At 62.2% G+C, this 17,669-nt stretch carries 16 protein-coding genes; 2 read left to right on the top strand and 14 right to left on the bottom strand.

Annotated features, from left to right (window positions below; genetic code table 11):
- Positions 1-163 precede the first annotated feature (163 nt).
- Complete coding sequence (rne, locus tag KW846_RS13375; RefSeq protein WP_218482713.1) at positions 164-3,400, top strand: ribonuclease E; 3,237 nt, start codon at positions 164-166, stop codon at positions 3,398-3,400.
- A 175-nt stretch (positions 3,401-3,575) separates the two neighbouring features.
- Here rne and KW846_RS13370 read toward each other — a convergent pair whose 3' ends face one another.
- From KW846_RS13370 to KW846_RS13315, 12 genes are all read right to left on the bottom strand, one after another.
- On the bottom strand, positions 3,576-4,172 hold the full coding sequence (locus KW846_RS13370; protein WP_218482711.1) for an NTP transferase domain-containing protein: 597 nt from the start codon (positions 4,170-4,172) through the stop codon (positions 3,576-3,578).
- A complete protein-coding gene (locus tag KW846_RS13365) occupies positions 4,169-5,152 on the bottom strand; it encodes an XdhC family protein (protein ID WP_218482709.1) in 984 nt (327 codons plus the stop codon). Before KW846_RS13365 ends, KW846_RS13370 begins: the two co-directional genes overlap by 4 nt.
- Positions 5,152-7,482 (bottom strand): xanthine dehydrogenase family protein molybdopterin-binding subunit, encoded by a 2,331-nt coding sequence (locus KW846_RS13360; RefSeq protein WP_218482707.1) that lies wholly within the window; start codon positions 7,480-7,482, stop codon positions 5,152-5,154. The genes KW846_RS13365 and KW846_RS13360 overlap by 1 nt, the downstream gene beginning before the upstream one ends.
- Entirely contained in the window at positions 7,479-7,949 is a 471-nt protein-coding gene (locus tag KW846_RS13355) for a (2Fe-2S)-binding protein (protein WP_015096391.1), read from the bottom strand. The genes KW846_RS13360 and KW846_RS13355 overlap by 4 nt, the downstream gene beginning before the upstream one ends.
- A gap of 241 nt (positions 7,950-8,190) precedes the next feature.
- Positions 8,191-9,210, bottom strand: coding sequence for a UDP-N-acetylmuramate dehydrogenase (gene murB, locus KW846_RS13350; protein WP_218482705.1), 1,020 nt, complete (start codon positions 9,208-9,210; stop codon positions 8,191-8,193).
- Positions 9,207-9,671 (bottom strand): low molecular weight protein-tyrosine-phosphatase, encoded by a 465-nt coding sequence (locus tag KW846_RS13345; protein ID WP_102673880.1) that lies wholly within the window; start codon positions 9,669-9,671, stop codon positions 9,207-9,209. Before KW846_RS13345 ends, murB begins: the two co-directional genes overlap by 4 nt.
- On the bottom strand, positions 9,671-10,435 hold the full coding sequence (gene kdsB, locus KW846_RS13340) for a 3-deoxy-manno-octulosonate cytidylyltransferase (protein WP_218482703.1): 765 nt from the start codon (positions 10,433-10,435) through the stop codon (positions 9,671-9,673). The genes KW846_RS13345 and kdsB overlap by 1 nt, the downstream gene beginning before the upstream one ends.
- Entirely contained in the window at positions 10,432-10,617 is a 186-nt protein-coding gene (locus KW846_RS13335; protein WP_003179363.1) for a Trm112 family protein, read from the bottom strand. Before KW846_RS13335 ends, kdsB begins: the two co-directional genes overlap by 4 nt.
- 24 nt (positions 10,618-10,641) lie before the next feature.
- A complete protein-coding gene (gene lpxK, locus KW846_RS13330; RefSeq protein WP_218482701.1) occupies positions 10,642-11,652 on the bottom strand; it encodes a tetraacyldisaccharide 4'-kinase in 1,011 nt (336 codons plus the stop codon).
- Positions 11,652-12,080 carry a biopolymer transporter ExbD gene (locus KW846_RS13325; protein WP_218482699.1) on the bottom strand — a complete coding sequence of 143 codons (429 nt, stop codon included), beginning with the start codon at positions 12,078-12,080 and terminating at the stop codon, positions 11,652-11,654. The genes lpxK and KW846_RS13325 overlap by 1 nt, the downstream gene beginning before the upstream one ends.
- Complete coding sequence (locus KW846_RS13320; protein WP_177413780.1) at positions 12,077-12,712, bottom strand: MotA/TolQ/ExbB proton channel family protein; 636 nt, start codon at positions 12,710-12,712, stop codon at positions 12,077-12,079. Before KW846_RS13320 ends, KW846_RS13325 begins: the two co-directional genes overlap by 4 nt.
- A 98-nt stretch (positions 12,713-12,810) precedes the next feature.
- Entirely contained in the window at positions 12,811-15,045 is a 2,235-nt protein-coding gene (locus KW846_RS13315; protein WP_218482697.1) for a DNA internalization-related competence protein ComEC/Rec2, read from the bottom strand.
- Positions 15,046-15,180: 135 nt separating this feature from the next.
- On the opposite strand from KW846_RS13315, the gene KW846_RS13310 reads away from it, so the two are divergent.
- The gene (locus KW846_RS13310; RefSeq protein WP_218482695.1) at positions 15,181-15,696 is read left to right on the top strand and encodes a DUF2062 domain-containing protein; all 516 of its coding nucleotides are present in this window, start codon (positions 15,181-15,183) and stop codon (positions 15,694-15,696) included.
- Positions 15,697-15,843: 147 nt separating this feature from the next.
- Here KW846_RS13310 and KW846_RS13305 read toward each other — a convergent pair whose 3' ends face one another.
- Positions 15,844-16,623, bottom strand: coding sequence for an ABC transporter permease (locus tag KW846_RS13305; RefSeq protein WP_007972352.1), 780 nt, complete (start codon positions 16,621-16,623; stop codon positions 15,844-15,846).
- A complete protein-coding gene (locus tag KW846_RS13300; RefSeq protein ID WP_104449026.1) occupies positions 16,620-17,552 on the bottom strand; it encodes an ABC transporter ATP-binding protein in 933 nt (310 codons plus the stop codon). Before KW846_RS13300 ends, KW846_RS13305 begins: the two co-directional genes overlap by 4 nt.
- Positions 17,553-17,669: the final 117 nt, after the last annotated feature.

The raw sequence follows: 17,669 nt of genomic DNA, 5'->3' as shown, positions 1-17,669 counted from the left end.
AGCCACAGCAAGCAGGACGCGTACGTCGCGATGAAGGCCCACATTGGCCGGACTTCGCTGGACACGGGAAATGGCCAACCACTCCCGACGCACCTGACACCGACCGTGAGAAGTCGTGTGTGCCGAACGCCGTTTCCGGCAGCCCGGAAACCGACGGTACTACATGAAAAGAATGCTGATTAACGCAACTCAACCCGAAGAGTTGCGTGTTGCACTGGTAGATGGCCAGCGCCTCTACGACCTGGACATCGAATCCGGTGCACGCGAGCAGAAGAAGGCCAACATCTATAAAGGCCGGATTACTCGCATCGAACCAAGCCTCGAGGCTGCCTTTGTCGATTTCGGCTCTGAGCGCCACGGCTTCCTGCCCCTCAAAGAAATCTCCCGCGAATACTTCAAGAAAGCCCCGGAAGGTCGCGTCAACATCAAGGACGTCCTGAGCGAAGGCCAGGAAGTCATCGTTCAGGTCGAAAAAGAAGAACGTGGCAACAAGGGCGCTGCCCTGACCACCTTCATCAGCCTGGCCGGTCGTTACCTGGTGCTGATGCCGAACAACCCGCGTGCCGGCGGTATCTCCCGTCGCATCGAAGGCGAAGAGCGCAACGAACTGCGTGAAGCCCTGAACGGCCTGGTTGCCCCGGCCGACATGGGCCTGATCGTGCGCACTGCCGGCCTGGGCCGCAGCAGCGAAGAAATGCAGTGGGACCTCGACTACCTGCTGCAACTGTGGACCGCCATCAAGGAAGCCTCGCTGGACCGCGCCGCGCCGTTCCTGATCTACCAGGAAAGCAACGTGATCATCCGCGCGATCCGCGACTACCTGCGCCAGGACATCGGCGAAGTGCTGATCGACAGCGTTGAAGCCCAGGACGAAGCCCTGACCTTCATCCGCCAGGTGATGCCGCAGTACGCCAGCAAGATCAAGCTCTACGAAGACAGCGTTCCGCTGTTCAACCGTTTCCAGATCGAAAGCCAGATCGAAACCGCTTTCCAGCGCGTCGTCGAACTGCCTTCCGGCGGCTCCATCGTGATCGATCCGACCGAAGCCCTGGTGTCCATCGACATCAACTCGGCGCGCGCCACCAAAGGCAGCGACATCGAAGAAACCGCGCTGCAGACCAACCTTGAAGCGGCCGAGGAAATCGCCCGTCAGTTGCGCCTGCGCGACATCGGCGGCCTGATCGTCATCGACTTCATCGACATGACCCCTGCCAAGAACCAGCGCGCCGTGGAAGAGAAAGTCCGCGAATGCCTGGAAGCCGACCGCGCTCGCGTGCAAGTCGGTCGCATCTCGCGCTTCGGCCTGCTGGAAATGTCCCGTCAGCGCCTGCGTCCGTCCCTGGGCGAAAGCAGCGGCATCGTCTGCCCGCGTTGCAACGGCACCGGCATCATCCGTGACGTTGAATCGCTGTCTCTGGCGATCCTGCGCCTGATCGAAGAAGAAGCCCTGAAAGACCGCACCGCTGAAGTTCGTGCACAAGTGCCGATCCCGGTGGCTGCGTTCCTGCTCAACGAAAAACGCAACTCGATCACCAAGATCGAACTGCGCACCCGCGCCCGCATCGTCATCCTGCCGAACGATCACCTCGAGACGCCGCACTTCGAAGTGCAACGCCTGCGTGATGACAGCCCGGAAGCAGCGACCAACCAGTCCAGCTACGAAATCGCCGCTGCCGCTGCCGAAGTCGAAGAAGTCCAGCCAGCCGCTGCGACCCGCACCCTGGTTCGCCAGGAAGCCGCGGTCAAGACCGCTCCGGCCCGCGCCAACGCTCCGGTTCCGACCGAAGTTGCCGCTCCGGCCCCGGCTCCGGCCGTCGTGCCTGAGCCAAGCCTGTTCAAAGGCCTGGTGAAGTCGCTGGTGAGCCTGTTCGCCACCAAGGAAGAGCCTGTCGCGCCGGTTGTGGTTGAAAAGCCAGCCGCCGAGCGTCCGGCCCGCAACGAAGAGCGTCGCAACGGTCGCCAGCAGAGCCGCAACCGTAACGGTCGCCGCGATGAAGAGCGCAAGCCTCGCGAAGAACGTGCACCGCGTGAAGAGCGCGCTCCGCGTGAAGAGCGTCAGCCACGCGAAGTGCGCGAGCCTCGCGAGACCCGTGAAGAAACACCGGCAGTAGCCCGCGAAGAACGCGCACCACGCGCGCCTCGTGAAGAACGTGCGCCGCGCGCTCCGCGTGAAGATCGCAAGCCACGTGGCGAGCGTGAAGAACGCGTGCGTGAACTGCGCGAGCCTCTGGATGCCGCTCCAGCTGCTCCAGTTGCTCCGGCCGCCGCTGCTACCGCAGAAGAGCGTCCGGCTCGCCCGCCACGTGAAGAGCGTGCTCCACGCCCACCGCGTGAAGAGCGTCAGCCTCGTGCCGAACAAGCTGCCGCCGCTGCCGAAGAAGAACTGACCACCAACGAAGAGCAACTGCAGGAAGAGGGTCAGGAAAACGCCGAAGGCGATCGTCCACGCCGCCGTTCCCGTGGCCAGCGTCGTCGCAGCAACCGTCGCGAACGTCAGCGCGACGCCAACGGCAACGTGATCGAAGGTTCGGAAGAGTCCGAGTCCGGCGAAAACGCTGAAGCGCCAAGCACTGCCGATCTGGCCGCCGGTCTGGCTGTCACCGCAGCCGTTGCCAGCAGCGTGATCAGCGCTCCAGCCGAAGCTGAAGCCAATGTGCAAGCCGAACGCGCCACTGCCGCGACCCTGGAAGCAGCTCCGGTTGAAGCGCCAGTCGTTGAAGCGACCACGCCGGTCGAAGTCACCGCCTCGCCGGAAATCGAAGTGGCGCCAGCGCCGGAAGCTCAGTCTGCCGTTGAAGCGGCTGCCGAGTCGGCTCCAGTGGTTGAAGCACCTGCCGTAGCTGCAGAAGCTGTCGTCGAGACCGTGACTGAAACCGTTCGCGAAGTGCGTGAAGAGCAAACGGCGTTCAACTGGGTAGCCGAGCCAGCCGTCGCTGAAACACCAGCGCCTGCTGCCGAGACCCAAGTGGCCGAAGCCATGGTTTCCGAGCTGGTGGTTGCCGCCGCGGAACCGGCTCCAGCGCCGGAGGTTGAAGCTCCTGTCGTTGAAGCTCCCGCTGCTGAAGCTGCGGTCGTCGCCCAAGCGCCTGCGCCGGTCGTCGAAGCCGCTCCTGTCAGCGCCCTGACGCCAAGTGGCCGTGCGCCTAACGACCCGCGTGAAGTGCGTCGTCGCAAGCGTGAAGCCGAGCGCCTGCAGAAGGAAGCCGAACTGGCTGCCGCTGCGGCTCCGGTTGAAGCAGTTGTTGCTGAAGTGGTTGAGGCAGCGCCTGCCCCGGCCGCCGAAGTGGTTGCCGAGCCGGCCGAGTCGGTGATCCACGAAGCGCCGCGTTCCGTTCAGGAAGCGGTTGAGCAACACGAGCAAGCCCTGGAAAAAGAGCACGAGACCAAACCTCTCGCCTGATTCCATCGGCCACTAAAAAGCCCCGCCTGGTGAACCCAGGCGGGGCTTTTTTTATATCCGGACTTCACCGCAATCCTTGTAGGAGCTGGCGCAGCCTGCGATCTTTTGGCGGTTTCGGAATCGTTCAGGAAACAAGATCAAAAGATCGCAGCCTTCGGCAGCTCCTACAGAGGATCTAGGCTGGCTTGAAGTTCAACGCTTGCGGCACATCCACATCCCACAACACACCGGGATCATCCACGGCCACTTCAACCACCCGCCCTTGGGCAAACAGCGGTTTCGCGCCACGATCCCCCGATAGCGCCATCAATCCCGCTGCGAAGTCCCGTCCAAATCCGACCGGATGCCCATACTTACCGCCCTGTACGGGCACACTGATACTGTCATCGCCGATACCCGCCACCACTTGCTCGATACTGGAAGGCAGGATGAACGGCATATCCCCCAGCACCATCAGCCAGCCATCGAGTTGTTTGCAGGCAGCGACCCCGGCGGCAATGCTGTCGCCCATACCGGTCGATTCGATCAGCACAATCTCGCAGCCATAGGCCTGAGCCATGCGGATCACTTGCGGGCGGTCAGCAGTGGTCACCAATACGCGTTTGCCCAGCGTCACTGGCAGGTTGACCAATGTTTGCTCGATGACGGACCGCACCACGCCGTCACGCCCGGTGCAATCGGCCACCAACTTATCCCTTTCGGCGCCCGCTTCCTGACGAAACCGACTGCCCTGCCCCGCCGCCAGTACGACGACGCCAATGGACTCGCTCATACCTTCTCCCGCAAGACTTTCTTCTGTTTCAGTTCGACGCCATTTTTGACCGCCACGATCTCCGCCATGAGCGACAAGGCTATTTCCGCTGGATTATGACTGCCGATGTGCAAGCCGATCGGACCATGCAAACGGTCAATCGCCGGTTGCGACAGTCCCAGTTGAGCCAGGTTTTCCCGGCGCTTCTGGCTGTTGACCCGCGACCCCAGCGCTCCAACGTAAAAGGCTTTGGAATCCAGGGCCGTGAGCAGCGCCATGTCGTCCAGGCGCGGATCATGGGTCAAGGCCACGATGGCCGTGCGCTCATCGGTCTGGATATTCAATACCGCCTCATCCGGCATGCCCGAGACGAATCGTCCGTGCTGCTCTTCCCAACCGTAGACGAACTCGCTGCGCGGATCGCAAATCAGCACCTCGAAATCCAGCAGACGAGCCATTTCCGCGACATAGCGCGACAGCTGCCCCGCGCCGATCAGCAACAAGCGCCAGCGCGGCCCATAGATCGCCCGCAAGGTCTGACCGTCGAACGTCAAGACGTCAGCTTTACTGGCCGGCTGCAAAAGCACTTCGCCGGTGGCCAGGTTCAGTTCACGGGCAACGATTTCATGGGCCTCGCATCGGGCCAGCAGTTGCTCGACCCAATCCCCATCGTCGATGCGCTCCTCGGTCAAGCGCAAGGTGCCGCCGCAGGGCAAGCCGAAACGTGCGGCTTCCTCGCGGGTCACGCCGTACGTGATCAGTTGCACCGGAGGCCCGTCCAGTGCGAGACGGCCGTCGTGCAGCCGGGCGATCAAGTCATCCTCGACACAGCCGCCCGAGACCGAGCCAATCACCACACCGTCCTCGCGCAGGGCCAGCATGGCGCCGGGTGCCCGGGGCGCCGTGCCCCAGGTTTCGACCACGCTGTACAACACCACCCGCTGACCGGCGCGCTGCCATTGCAACACGGTGCGCAGGACGTTCAGGTCGGCGCTGTCCATCAGGCTCCGACCTGCTGCCAGCCTGACAACTGATAACGAACCGGCAGGTTGCGGATGCGCTTGCCGGTGGCAGCAAAGATCGCGTTGCACAGGGCCGGCGCAATCGGTGGCACACCCGGTTCACCGACACCGCCCAATGGCACGTCACCCGGCGGCGTCACCAGATGCACGGCCACCTCTTTCGGCGCCAGGGACATCCGCGCCACTTCGTACATGTGGAAGTTATCCTGCTGGACCTTGCCGTCCTTGAAGCTGATTTCCCCAAGCACCGCATTACCCAGGCCCATGACGCAGGCACCCTCGAATTGCGCGCGAATCCGCTCGGGATTGATCTGCGGTCCGCAATCGACGGCGATGTCGGCCTTGTGCACCACCAGCGTACCGTCATCTTTGACCTCTACCTCGATCACCGCCGCCACATAGGTCACGAAGCTGTAATGCACCGCCAGGCCCAGGCCGCGGCCCTTGGGCAGCTCACGCCCCCAACCCGCGGCTTTAGCGGCGGTCTCCAGTACCGTGCGCAGGCGCGCGGTGTCGATCGGATACCGCTCGGGGGATTCACCGTAGTTCCACTCTTCGCTCAAGGTGCGCGGATCGATCCGACGGTCCGGGCCGAGCAATCTGATCTGGTACTTCAGCGGATCTTCCCCGGCCTTGTGCGCCAACTCATCGATAAAACTCTGGATCGCGAAGCCATGGGGAATGTTCGACACCGAGCGATACCAGCCAACACGGGTATGCACCGTGGCCTCGGGGTTTTCCAGGCGAATGTTGGGGATCGCATACGCCATGTTGGTGAAGCCCATGCCCAGTTCGAACGCCGCCTCGTGGTTCATGCCCGGCGCAAACAACGCCGTGATGCTCGGCGCCACTGTACGGTGCAACCAGCCGGACGGCAGACCGTCCTTGTTCAGGCCGGCCTTGAGGTATTCGGTCGATACGGTGTGGAAGTAGGAACAATGAATGTCGTCTTCGCGGGTCCATTGCACGCGCACCGCTTTGCCGGGGAATTCCTTGGCGAGGATTGCGGCTTCGAGGATGAAGTCAGGCTTGGACTTGCGCCCGAACCCACCGCCCAGCAAGGTCACATTGAACGTGACCTTATCGAACGGCAGCCCCAGGCGTTCACCGATCCGTTCCCGGGTGACCTGCGGCGCCTGGCTTGGCCCCCAGGCCTCGCACGCACCGTCCTTGAACCGCGCAATGGCGACCATCGGCTCCATCGGTGATTGTGACAAATGCGGCAAGTAGTAGGAGGCTTCCAGCGTACTGTCGGCGCTGCTCATGGCTTCGTCTATGTTGCCGGTATTGCGCACCACCTTGCCAGGCTTGAGCGAGGCCGCTTCGAGCTCCTTGCGATAGGCGATCGAGTCGTAGCTGGCATTGGGGCCGTCATCCCACTCGATTTTCAGCGCCTCGCGGCCCTTGATCGCCGCCCAGGTGTTGCTCGCCACCACGGCGATACCACCCAGGGGCTGGAACTCCGAAGGCAACGGACGGCTTTCGATCTGCAGCACCTTGACCACGCCGGGGACTTTCATCGCCGCGCTGCCATCGAAACTTTTGACTTTGCCACCATACACCGTGGGCCGGGCAATGGTCGCGTAGAGCATGCCGTCGAAATGCACGTCGGCTCCGTATACCGCACGGCCATTGACGATGTCCTCCCCATCGATGGCCTTGGTGCCTTCCTTGCCGATGTAACGGAATTCCGAAGGCTGCTTGAGCCTAAGGCTGTCACGCGCCGGTACGGCCAAAGCGCTGGCAGCGGCGGCGAGCGCACCATAATCCAGTTCGCGGCCCGAGGGTTTATGGATGACTTTATGCAGTTGCGCATGGCACTCGCCGACCGACACTTTCCACTGGTCAGCGGCGGCCTGCTCCAGCATGGCGCGTGCAGCAGCCCCGCAACGGCGCATCGGCTCATACCAGTGGCGCATGCTGCGCGAACCATCGGTGTCCTGGTTGCCGAAGCGTGCTTCGTCGCCCGGGGCCTGCTGTACCTTGACCCGCGCCCAATCGGCTTCCAGTTCATCAGCCACCACCATGGTCAGGCTGGTACGCACGCCCTGCCCCATTTCCGAACGGTTGCAGGTCACGGTTACCGTGCCATCGGCGGTGATGCTCACATAGACTTTCGGATCGTCGACCCAGCCGTGGGGCATGCCGTCGGCGCCGAACTTCTTGTCCTTTTCTTCGGCAAAAGCGTCTTGCCAGCCCCAGCTTGCCGCCAATACCAGCGCACTGGTGGCGCCCACGCCTTTGAGAAAACCACGGCGACTGAGCTGGCTCAGATTGCTCAGGGTGAAATCATGCGGTAACCGGCTCATGCCTTGGCCTCCTTCAGGTGAGTGGAGGCCTGGCGGATGGCGGTCTTGATTCGGTTGTAGGTGCCGCAGCGGCAGATGTTGCCGACCATCGCTTCTTCAATCTGCTCGTCGCTGGGGTTCGGGTGGGTCTTGAGCAGCGCTGTCGCCGACATGATTTGCCCGCCCTGGCAGAAACCGCACTGGGCGACCGCCGTGTCGAGCCAGGCTTGCTGGACGACTTTGCCGATCGGGTCGGCGTGCAGGTTGTCGATGGTGCTGACATTCTGACCGACGACGGAACCGATGGGCGTGATGCAACTGCGAGCCGGTGCCCCCTCGATATGAATGGTGCAGGCCCCACACAGGCCCATGCCGCAGCCGAATTTGGTGCCGTTGTAACCGGCCACGTCGCGGATCGCCCAGAGCAGCGGCATGTCCTCGGTGACGTCGAGTTGATGGTCTTGACCATTGAGCTTCAGGGTAATCATGGGCACGCCCGCATGGATCTTGAGTGATGGGGTCGAGCAATCTGCCGCTGGATCTCGGTGGGTCGCACGCAGATCGACTCAGGCTAATCGGCTCTCTTGTGCGGACGCAAACGGTCTGCACCGGGCCTTTGGTGGAGCAAGAGTGTGCATCGTTAGCTGACTAAGTTAACCGAGCATTAACAAAAAAGCCCTGCACAATAAACATCGTGCAGGGCTTTTTGATCTGTCCTGAAAGCTTAGCTCAATACCGGTTCGGTTCCATTTCCAGGTCGACATGGAAGCGTTCTGCAATGTCTTTCTGGATGCGCTGCGCCAGGTTCAGCAATTGCAGGCCCGTTGCGCCGCCATAGTTGACCAGCACCAGTGCCTGCAACTTGTGAACACCTGCGTCGGCATCGCGAAAACCTTTCCAGCCTGCCCGCTCGATCAACCAGCCAGCGGCCAGTTTCATCTGCCCGTCGGGTTGCGCATAGGCCACCAGATCCGGGTATTCGCCCTTGAGCCGTGCAGCCAGCGCCGCTGATACCAAGGGGTTCTTGAAGAAACTGCCAGCATTGCCGAGTACGGCCGGGTCCGGGAGTTTTTCGTTGCGGATGCTGCAAATGGCCCGGCTGACATCGCTGGCGGTCGGATGGTCGATACCTTGTTCGGTCAAGCGCTGACGCACCGGGCCGTACTCCAGGTGCAAATGCGCGGCACGGTCGAGGGCGAAGCGCACACGCAGGATCAACCAGCGCCCCGGTTCCTGCTTGAACAGGCTGTCGCGGTAAGCGAAGTTGCACTGCGCCAGGCTGAAGTCGCGCAGTTCGCCGGTCTGGCGATCGAGGGCGGTCAGGCCGGCGAACACGTCCTTGATCTCGACCCCGTAGGCGCCGATGTTCTGCATCGGTGCAGCACCCACGGTGCCGGGAATCAGGCTGAGGTTTTCCAGGCCGGACAACCCAAGCGCCAGGGTGTGTTGCACAAAGGGATGCCAGGGCTCGCCCGCCTCGGCCTCGATCACCACTTTGCCGTCATCATCGCTCAGCACGCGAATCCCGCGAGTGGCCATGCGCAGCACCAGTGAATCGATATCCGCCGTCAGCAGCAGGTTGCTGCCACCACCGATCACCAGTACCGGGACCTTGTGCTCCAGCCCGTAGGCCAGGGCTTCGCGCACATCGTCGTCGCTATGGGCCTCGGCAAACAGCCGGGCCTGGACATCCACGCCAAAGCTGTTGAAAGGCTTGAGCGATACCTGCGATCGAACTTGCAAACTCATAACCGTCCCTTCAATTCAATCACCAGCAAATCACTGGCGCGCTCGATCAGGTCCAACACCTGCTCGAAGCCTTGCTCGCCGTCGTAGTACGGGTCCGGCACTTCATCGATCGGCGACTGGTAACGGCGCAGGAACAAGTCCAGCTCGGCCTTGCCCTTGGCGGGCTGCAAGGCCTTGAGGTTGCGCAGGTTGCTGTTGTCCATCGCGAGGATCAGGTCGTAGGTGGCAAAATCGGCGCGGCTGACTTGCCGGGCGCGCTGGGCCGACAAGTCGTAACCACGCAGCTTCGCCGCGGCCTGGCTGCGTTTATCCGGCGCCTTGCCGACATGCCAGTCACCGGTGCCGGCGGAGGCAACCTCAACCTGATCGGCCAGCCCCGCTTCGCGCAGTTTGTGCCGCAGCACGCCTTCGGCCGTGGGAGAACGGCAGATGTTGCCCAGACACACGAACAAAACGCGCATCACGCCTCCAGAAGGCGACGAACGCGCTCGAGGTCTTCAACGGTATCGACGCCGGCTGGCGGCGCGATCAATGCGTCGGCCACGTGGATCCGCACGCCGTGCCACAGGGCACGCAGCTGTTCCAGGCACTCGGTGTTTTCCAGCCAGCATGGACCCCAGTTGACGAAATCCTGCAGGAAACCGGCACGGTAGGCATAGATGCCGATATGGCGGCGATACGGCACACCTTCCGGCAACTGCTCAGGGTTCACGGCAAATGCATCACGCGCCCAGGGCAAGGTGGAGCGACTGAACGTCAGCGCCAAGCCATTGAGGTCGCTGACGACCTTGACCACGTTGGGATTGAACAGGGTGTCCGCGTCTTCGATCGGCTCGGCCAGGGTGGCCATGCGTGCTTCAGCGTGGGCGGCCAGATTGGCGGCAACCTGATCGATCACGCTCGGCGGGATCAGCGGCTCGTCGCCCTGGACGTTGACGACGATGGCATCGGGCGCCAGGCCCAGCTTCATCGCGACTTCGGCCAGGCGATCGGTGCCGGAATTGTGATCCTCACGGGTCAGCACCACTTCGGCACCGAAGCCATTGCAGGCCTCGACGATGCGCGCGTCGTCAGTGGCAACCACCACCCGCCCGGCGCTGCTTTTGCACGCCTGTTCCCAGACGTGCTGGATCATCGGTTTGCCGGCGATCAGCAGCAGCGGCTTGCCTGGCAGGCGGGTGGAGGCATAACGCGATGGAATGACAACGGTAAAGGCTGTGGTCATTTATCCAGACGCTCATCGGTGGTCAGGGTGCGCGCTTCCGACTCCAGCATCACCGGGATGCCATCGCGAATCGGGTAGGCCAGGCCGGCGCCCTTGCTGATCAGCTCGGTCTTGTCGGCGCTGAGCTTGAGCGGGCCTTTGCAGACCGGGCAAGCGAGGATGTCGAGCAATTTGGTGTCCATGAGCATTCCCTGGAAAAAACGGAGTTAAGGCAACAAACGATCCGGCAGCAAGCGCATCAACTGTGTGTCGAACCAGGCCACGAAGGCCGGCGACGGCACGGCATCGACCGCCAGGTACCACCAGTCGGCGGCGGCAAAGGCACGGCATTTCACCGCGTCTTTTTCCGTCATCACCAACGGCAATGACGGCGTGAAATTCAACGCCTGCACGCTGTATTCGGCGTGGTCGGCAAACGCATGTGGAACAGGCTGCCAGTGTAGCGTTTCGAGGGTCTTGAAGAAACGTTGCGGATTGCCGATACCGGCCACCGCGTGCAGGGCCTGGCCGGCGGGAAAAAGATCGAGGGGACGGCGTTCGCCACTGCGCAGATTGACCAGCGCGGTGGGTTGCAATTGAAAGGCAAAGCCATCGTCGCGGTCGGATGCGGCACCGTTGTAGAGCACCGCGTCGACGCTTTGCAGGCGCTCGACCGGCTCACGCAATGGCCCGGCTGGCAGGCAACGGCGGTTGCCCAGGCCGCGGGCGGCGTCGATCAGCACCAGCTCCAGGTCGCGAGCCATGCGGTAATGCTGCATGCCGTCGTCGGACAGGATCAGGTCCAGTGGCTCGCTGGCCAGCAAGGCTTTGACGGCGTTGCTGCGATTGGGGTCGATCATCAGCGGCACGCCCGTGCGCTGGACAATCAGCAGCGGCTCGTCACCGGCGACGTCGGCGCTCTGCCCGGCCTCGACCCGCCACGGCAACTGCGGCGGTTTGGCGCCATAGCCGCGGCTGACCACGCCGACCCGCAGGCCGCTGCGCTGGCAGTGCTCGATCATCCATAGAATCAGCGGCGTCTTGCCGGTGCCTCCCACGGTGATGTTGCCGACCACGATCAGCGGCACCGGCGGCTGGTAGATCTCGCCCTCACCCGCCAGAAAACGCTTGCGCTTGTTCATGACCACGCGCCGGTACAGCCATTCCAGTGGCTGTAACAGCTTCAGGGCCGGATGACCTGCGTACCACGCGGCGAGCAATCGATCGGACATGGCCATCAGGGCGCGGGAGGCGCCGCCTCGATGGTGGTCATGCGCAAGTGACTGAAGCCGAGTTTGCCGGCGGCATCCATGGCCGTCACCACGGACTGATGCGCAGTCTTGCCGTCAGCACTGATGGACAGCGGCCGGTTGGTGTCGCCGTTGGCTTCTTTTTGCAGCGCGTCCATCAGCGAGGCCAGGTCGCTTTTCGGCAGGATCTGGTTGTTCACCGAGAACACGCCGTCGGCGCTGATGGCGATGTCCAGCGGCTTGCTCTGATCGTCGGCCGGCGTACCGCTGACGGCTTCCGGCAGCTCGACGCGCAGTTGGGTCTCACGGGTAAAGGTGGTGGTCACGACGAAAAACAGCAGCAGGACAAACACCACGTCGATCAACGACACGAGGTTGATGTCCACGTTCTCCCGTTGCTTGCGGCGGAATTTCACGCTTTGCCCTCGGCCAGATCAACGTCACGGTCGCCCTGCACCACTTCAACCAGTTTGATCGCCTCCTGCTCCATACCCACGACGAGTTCATCAATGCGCCGTTGCAGAAACCGGTGGAAGAACACCGCCGGGATACCGACGATCAGCCCCGAAGCCGTGGTAATCAAGGCTTTGGAAATACCGCCGGCCAGCACGGCGGCATTGGCCATCATGCCCGTGCCCATGAACGAACTGAAGATATCGATCATGCCCAACACGGTACCCAGCAGCCCCAGCAACGGCGCCATGGCGGCGATGGTGCCCAGTGCGTTGATGTAGCGCTCCAGCTCGTGGATCACCCGGGCTGCGGCCTCTTCGATGCACTCTTTCATGATCTCGCGACCATGTTTTGAGTTGGCCAGGCCGGCCGCCAGGATCTCGCCCAACGGGGAGTTGGCGCGCAGTTCCTTGAGTTTTTCCTTATTGAGCTGTTTGTCCTTGATCCAGACCCAGACCTGCCCGAGCAAGTGCTCCGGGGTCACGCGGCTGGCGCGCAGTGTCCAGAGACGTTCGGCGACGATGGCCATGGCCACGATGGAGCTCAGAATGATCGGCAGCATCATCCAGCCGCCGGATTTGACCAATTCCCACACAGTGACAGTCCCCTCGAAAAAGTGCGCCACTCTAACATAGGGGGTGGACGCACCGAAGACCGTGATGTCGCAACCGGTCGGGCTTTGATAACGCTCGGTCATGGGTTCAAAGGCGGCGGATCGCGCCAGAAACGCCGTTCCTGGCGCATCGACCACGGCGGCTCGAAGCGCCCGAGTTGCAGACGAATGGCACCCTGTTCGACACTGTCGTAGATCGCCATTCCGCGTTTTTGATAACGCGCGATGACCGTGGGATGCGGGTGGCCAAATGAATTGCCCTGGCCGCGGGAGATCAGTGCCCCTTTAGGTTGCAGGACATCCAGCAGGGCGTTAGACGACGAACTGCGACTGCCATGGTGTGGCGCCTGCAGCCAGTCGGTGGGCAGGGCCAGCGGACTGTCCAGCAGGGCTTTTTCGGCGGCGGCATCGATGTCGCCACTCAACAGCAACCGTTCGCCATTGGCCTCGATCAGCAAGACACAGGAGTTCTGGTTGCTGTCACCGGCCGATGGCCAGTGCCAAAGCTGGAAATCGACTTCATCCCAGGTCCATTGCCGGCCGCTCTCACAACGCCCGGCCTGCAGCTCCACAGGCAAGTCAGCGGGCTCACCACTGACCACCTGTTTCACCGGCAAGCCCTTGGCAATCGCCGGGGCACCGCCGGCATGATCGGCATGGGCGTGGCTGATCAGCATCAGATCGAGGCCCTTCACCCCGAGTTTGCGCAACGCCGGCAGCACCACCCGCTCCCCCTGGTCGAGTTCACCGAATCGCGGTCCGGCGTCATACAGCAAGGTGTGATGTCGGGTTCGCACCAGAACAGCCAACCCCTGCCCCACGTCCAACTGCCAGACTTCAGCGATGCCTTCCGGCAGCATTGACCGGGGTGGGAACACCAGCAACAGCAGCAGAGGCCAACCCAACGGGCGCAGCGGAACGCCACGCGGCAACAGCAGCAGAAAAGCGCCCAGCGCGCCGAGGCTCCATATCCCCAGAGGAATCGCTTCCGGCACCCACGCGGGTAGCACCTCGGCCAACAACGCCAAGACCCTGAACAACCCACCGATCAAACCGCCTGCCAGCCACAACAGGCCCTCGCCCACGTAGGGCACCGGCAACAGCAATGTCCCGAGCAACGCCGGTGGCAACACCAGCAGACTGATCCACGGCACCGCCAGCAAATTGGCTGCCGGACCGCTAAGGCTGATCGGCAATCCCAGTATCAACAGTAACGGACACAATCCGATTGCAATCAGCCACTGGGCACGGGTCCAGGTTTGCCACCATCGCCAGGGGCCCAATCGGCCGCCGAAGGTCAATATCAAGACGGCCACGGCCGCGAAAGACAGCCAAAAACCAGGCTGAAGACTCGCCAGCGGCTCCAGCAGCAAAATGCCGCAGAGGGCCAGCAAAAGCGGCCACCATGCACCGAGATGACGAAACCGCAGACGCCACAACAACACCAGGCCCAGCATCAGGCAGGCTCGTCGCACCGGCACCCCGAATCCGGCGAGCATCCCGTAACCGAGCGCCGCGGCGAATGCCAGGCCACACGCCCAAGGCAACCATGGCAGGCGGTTCGGCCACAACCCAAGGCGGGCCAGGCCGGCAATCAGCAGATACACGACGCCCGCCAGCAAGCCGATGTGCTGCCCGGAAATCACCAACAGATGCACCGTGCCGGTGTCCTGCAATACCTGCCAGTCTTCGCGGCTCAGCCCGGCACCGTCCCCGAGCACCAACGCCGTCAACGCGCCGCCTCGCCCCTGCGCATCCACCGCTTGCAAACGCTGGCGGATGCCATCGCGCCAGGCCCATTGGGCTGGCGCAAGGCGTTCGCCCTGCTTGACCGTCCCGGTCGCCCCGATGTGTTGTGCCAGCAACCAGGCCTGATAATCGAACGCCTGCGGATTGAGGAGCCCGACCGGGCGCTTCAATTTGACTGCCAGACGCCAGCGCTCGCCGCTGTTCACCGGCGGCCCGCCGTACCAGGACAGGCGCATTTGCCGCGGCAGCCGGGTACGCCGGGACTGGATGTCGGTCAATTCGAAACGCACGACTCCGTCGTCATGCCGGGGCAAGCCGGTGACCCGTCCTTCGACCCAGCGGGTTTCTCCGTCCAGCGCCGGCGGCAACCGGTCATCCAGCGCCCACTGCGCATTCGCGCAGGCCCAACTCAGACCGAACAGGTAAAACGCCACCGGATACGCCCTGAACGGCAACAACATCAAACCCGCCACCGGCATCGCCAGCCACAACCAGACCGGCGGCAACGCCGGTAAAAAACGCAAAGTCAGCAGACCCAGCGCCAACGCCATCATCCCTGTGCGCATAAGCCTGTCCTTGAGAGTCCCCTCCAAGGCTTAGCCCGCCCGTCGCGCGGACGCCGTTATCAATTGTCACAAAGTCTGAATGGGCAGTTCATAGAATCCAGACATACTTGCCACCCTGACCGACCGAGAAGCCTTATGCCCCGGCGCTTATTCAAACGTTACATGCCAGACCCGATGAGCATCAGGGAACACAAGTCCTTACGCTTTCTCGGCACGCTGCTGCATGACCCGAACCTGTGGCACCTCAACCGCCATTCCGTGGCTCGTGCCATGGCGGTGGGTTTGTTCGCGGCGTTCCTGCCAATCCCGTTGCAGATGCTGCTGGCGGCAACCCTCGCCATCATCGTGCGCGGCAACATGCCGATCGCCGTGAGCCTGGTCTGGCTGACCAACCCGATCACCATGCCTGCCGTGTTCTTTTGCACCTACCAGACCGGCGCCTGGCTGATGGACGTCCCCGCCCGGCAGTTGCCGGACGCACTGACCTGGGAATGGATCAGGGGTGAAATCTCGACCTTGTGGCAACCATTCCTGTTGGGTTCGGTGGTGACGGGGCTGGCACTCGGCGCGCTGTCCTACTTCATGGTGATGGCGTATTGGCGCTGGTGGGTGGCCAGGCAATGGAAGCGGCGCAAGAAGAGCCGGATGTGAAAATGCAAAACGGCGCCCCAAGGCGCCGTTTTTTAAATCTGCCATACACCCCCTGTAGGAGCTGCCGCAGGCTGCGATCTTTTGATCTTGATTCGGGCCCGTCAAAAGCCAAAAGATCGCAGCCTGCGGCAGCTCCTACAAGGAAGGTCAGGTACGCATCCCGCGACCGCTGACCAGCAACCGTGCACAACCGATGTACAGCACTACGGTCGCCACCAGCATGAAAGCGATGGCCACACTGATGCGGATATCCGATACGCCAAGAATGCCGTAACGGAATGCGTTGACCATGTGCAGCACCGGGTTGGCCAGTGATACGGTCTGCCAGAACGGCGGCAGCAAGGTGATCGAATAGAAGACCCCGCCCAGGTAGGTCAGTGGCGTCAGCACGAAAGTCGGAATGATCGAAATATCATCGAAGTTGCGCGCAAACACGGCGTTGATGAAGCCCAGCAGCGAGAAGATGGTCGCCGTCAGCACCACCACCAGAATGGTCACGCCCAGGTGATGCACCTGCAAGTGGGTGAAGAATAGCGACAGCAGGGTCACGATGATCCCCACCATCAAGCCGCGCAGCACGCCACCCAGGGTGTAGCCGATCAGGATGGTGTGCGGCGATAGCGGCGAGACCATCAGTTCTTCGATGGAACGCTGGAATTTGCTGCCGAAGAAACTCGACACCACGTTGCCGTAGGAGTTGGTGATCACCGACATCATGATCAGCCCCGGCACGATGTACTCCATATAGGTGAAGCCACCCATGTCGCCGATTTGCCGACCGATCAAGTTACCGAAGATCACGAAGTACAGGACCATGGTGATGGCCGGCGGCAGCAGGGTCTGCGGCCAGATCCGGGTGAAACGCCGGACTTCACGGTAAACGATGGTGTTGAGTGCAATGAGGTTGGGGCGCAACTCGGAACTCATACCGCCACCTTCGACAGATTTTTCTCCACCAGGGACACGAACAACTCCTCGAGGCGATTGGTTTTGTTACGCAGGCTCAGCACTTCGATGTTCTGCTGCGCCAGTTGGGTGAACAGCGCGGTGATGCCCATGGACTTTTCAACCTGAACTTCCAGGGTGTGGCTGTCGATCAGCCGGGACGGGTAGCCGAGCAACTGAGGCGCGGCGGGCAGGTCGCCCTTGAGGTCCAGCAGAAAGGTTTCGACATGCAGTTGGCTAAGCAGCTGACGCATGCTGGTGTTCTCGACGATGGTGCCATGGTCGATGATGCCGATGTTGCGGCACAACTGCTCAGCCTCTTCCAGGTAATGGGTGGTGAGGATGATGGTGATGCCTTTCTGGTTCAGCTCGGTGAGGAAGCTCCACATCGAGCGACGCAGCTCGATGTCCACCCCGGCAGTCGGTTCGTCGAGGATCAGCAGGCGCGGTTCATGAACCAGGGCGCGGGCGATCATCAGGCGACGCTTCATGCCGCCGGACAGTGAACGCGACGGCACGTCCTTCTTGTCCCACAGCCCCAGTTGGGTCAGGTACTGTTCGGCGCGTTCCTTGGCGATTTTCGCCGGGATGCCGTAGTAGCCGGCCTGGGTCACGACGATGTCGAAGGTCTTTTCGAACTGGTTGAAGTTGAATTCCTGAGGCACCACGCCGATGGAGCGCTTGAGTTGCGCAGGATTTTTGTCCAGGTCGTGACCGAAGATATTCACCGTGCCGCTGGTCTTGTTCACCAGGGTCGAGAGAATGCCGATGGTCGTGGATTTGCCGGCGCCGTTGGGGCCGAGCAAGGCGAAAAAGTCACCTTCGGCGACTTCCAGATCGATACCACTCAGGGCCTGGAAACCGTTGCCGTAGGTTTTGGTTAGCTGCCGGATGGACAGAGCGGAACTCATATCTGATTTACGCACCAAGAAGGGAAGAAAGGGATAAGTATGGACGGCGGCGAACAATACAACCGCAACAACCTGGCACAATGGTGCTTGTCGCCGCCACACAAGTACAGTCAAGCG

This window comes from Pseudomonas sp. PDM32, from assembly GCF_019219225.1.
GTDB lineage: Bacteria > Pseudomonadota > Gammaproteobacteria > Pseudomonadales > Pseudomonadaceae > Aquipseudomonas > Aquipseudomonas laurylsulfatiphila.
This window is presented reverse-complemented; position numbering and strand designations above follow the sequence as displayed.

Coding starts and splice junctions, on each gene's coding strand:
- KW846_RS13335 (WP_003179363.1), bottom strand. CDS start 10,617: ATGGACACCAAATTGCTCGACATCCTCGCTTGCCCGGTCTGCAAAGGC.
- KW846_RS13315 (WP_218482697.1), bottom strand. CDS start 15,045: ATGCGCACAGGGATGATGGCGTTGGCGCTGGGTCTGCTGACTTTGCGT.
- KW846_RS13305 (WP_007972352.1), bottom strand. CDS start 16,623: ATGAGTTCCGAGTTGCGCCCCAACCTCATTGCACTCAACACCATCGTT.
- KW846_RS13300 (WP_104449026.1), bottom strand. CDS start 17,552: ATGAGTTCCGCTCTGTCCATCCGGCAGCTAACCAAAACCTACGGCAAC.
- KW846_RS13355 (WP_015096391.1), bottom strand. CDS start 7,949: ATGATTACCCTGAAGCTCAATGGTCAAGACCATCAACTCGACGTCACC.
- rne (WP_218482713.1), top strand. CDS start 164: ATGAAAAGAATGCTGATTAACGCAACTCAACCCGAAGAGTTGCGTGTT.
- KW846_RS13360 (WP_218482707.1), bottom strand. CDS start 7,482: ATGAGCCGGTTACCGCATGATTTCACCCTGAGCAATCTGAGCCAGCTC.
- kdsB (WP_218482703.1), bottom strand. CDS start 10,435: ATGACCACAGCCTTTACCGTTGTCATTCCATCGCGTTATGCCTCCACC.
- KW846_RS13310 (WP_218482695.1), top strand. CDS start 15,181: ATGCCCCGGCGCTTATTCAAACGTTACATGCCAGACCCGATGAGCATC.
- KW846_RS13365 (WP_218482709.1), bottom strand. CDS start 5,152: ATGGACAGCGCCGACCTGAACGTCCTGCGCACCGTGTTGCAATGGCAG.
- murB (WP_218482705.1), bottom strand. CDS start 9,210: ATGAGTTTGCAAGTTCGATCGCAGGTATCGCTCAAGCCTTTCAACAGC.
- lpxK (WP_218482701.1), bottom strand. CDS start 11,652: ATGGCCATGTCCGATCGATTGCTCGCCGCGTGGTACGCAGGTCATCCG.
- KW846_RS13345 (WP_102673880.1), bottom strand. CDS start 9,671: ATGCGCGTTTTGTTCGTGTGTCTGGGCAACATCTGCCGTTCTCCCACG.
- KW846_RS13370 (WP_218482711.1), bottom strand. CDS start 4,172: ATGAGCGAGTCCATTGGCGTCGTCGTACTGGCGGCGGGGCAGGGCAGT.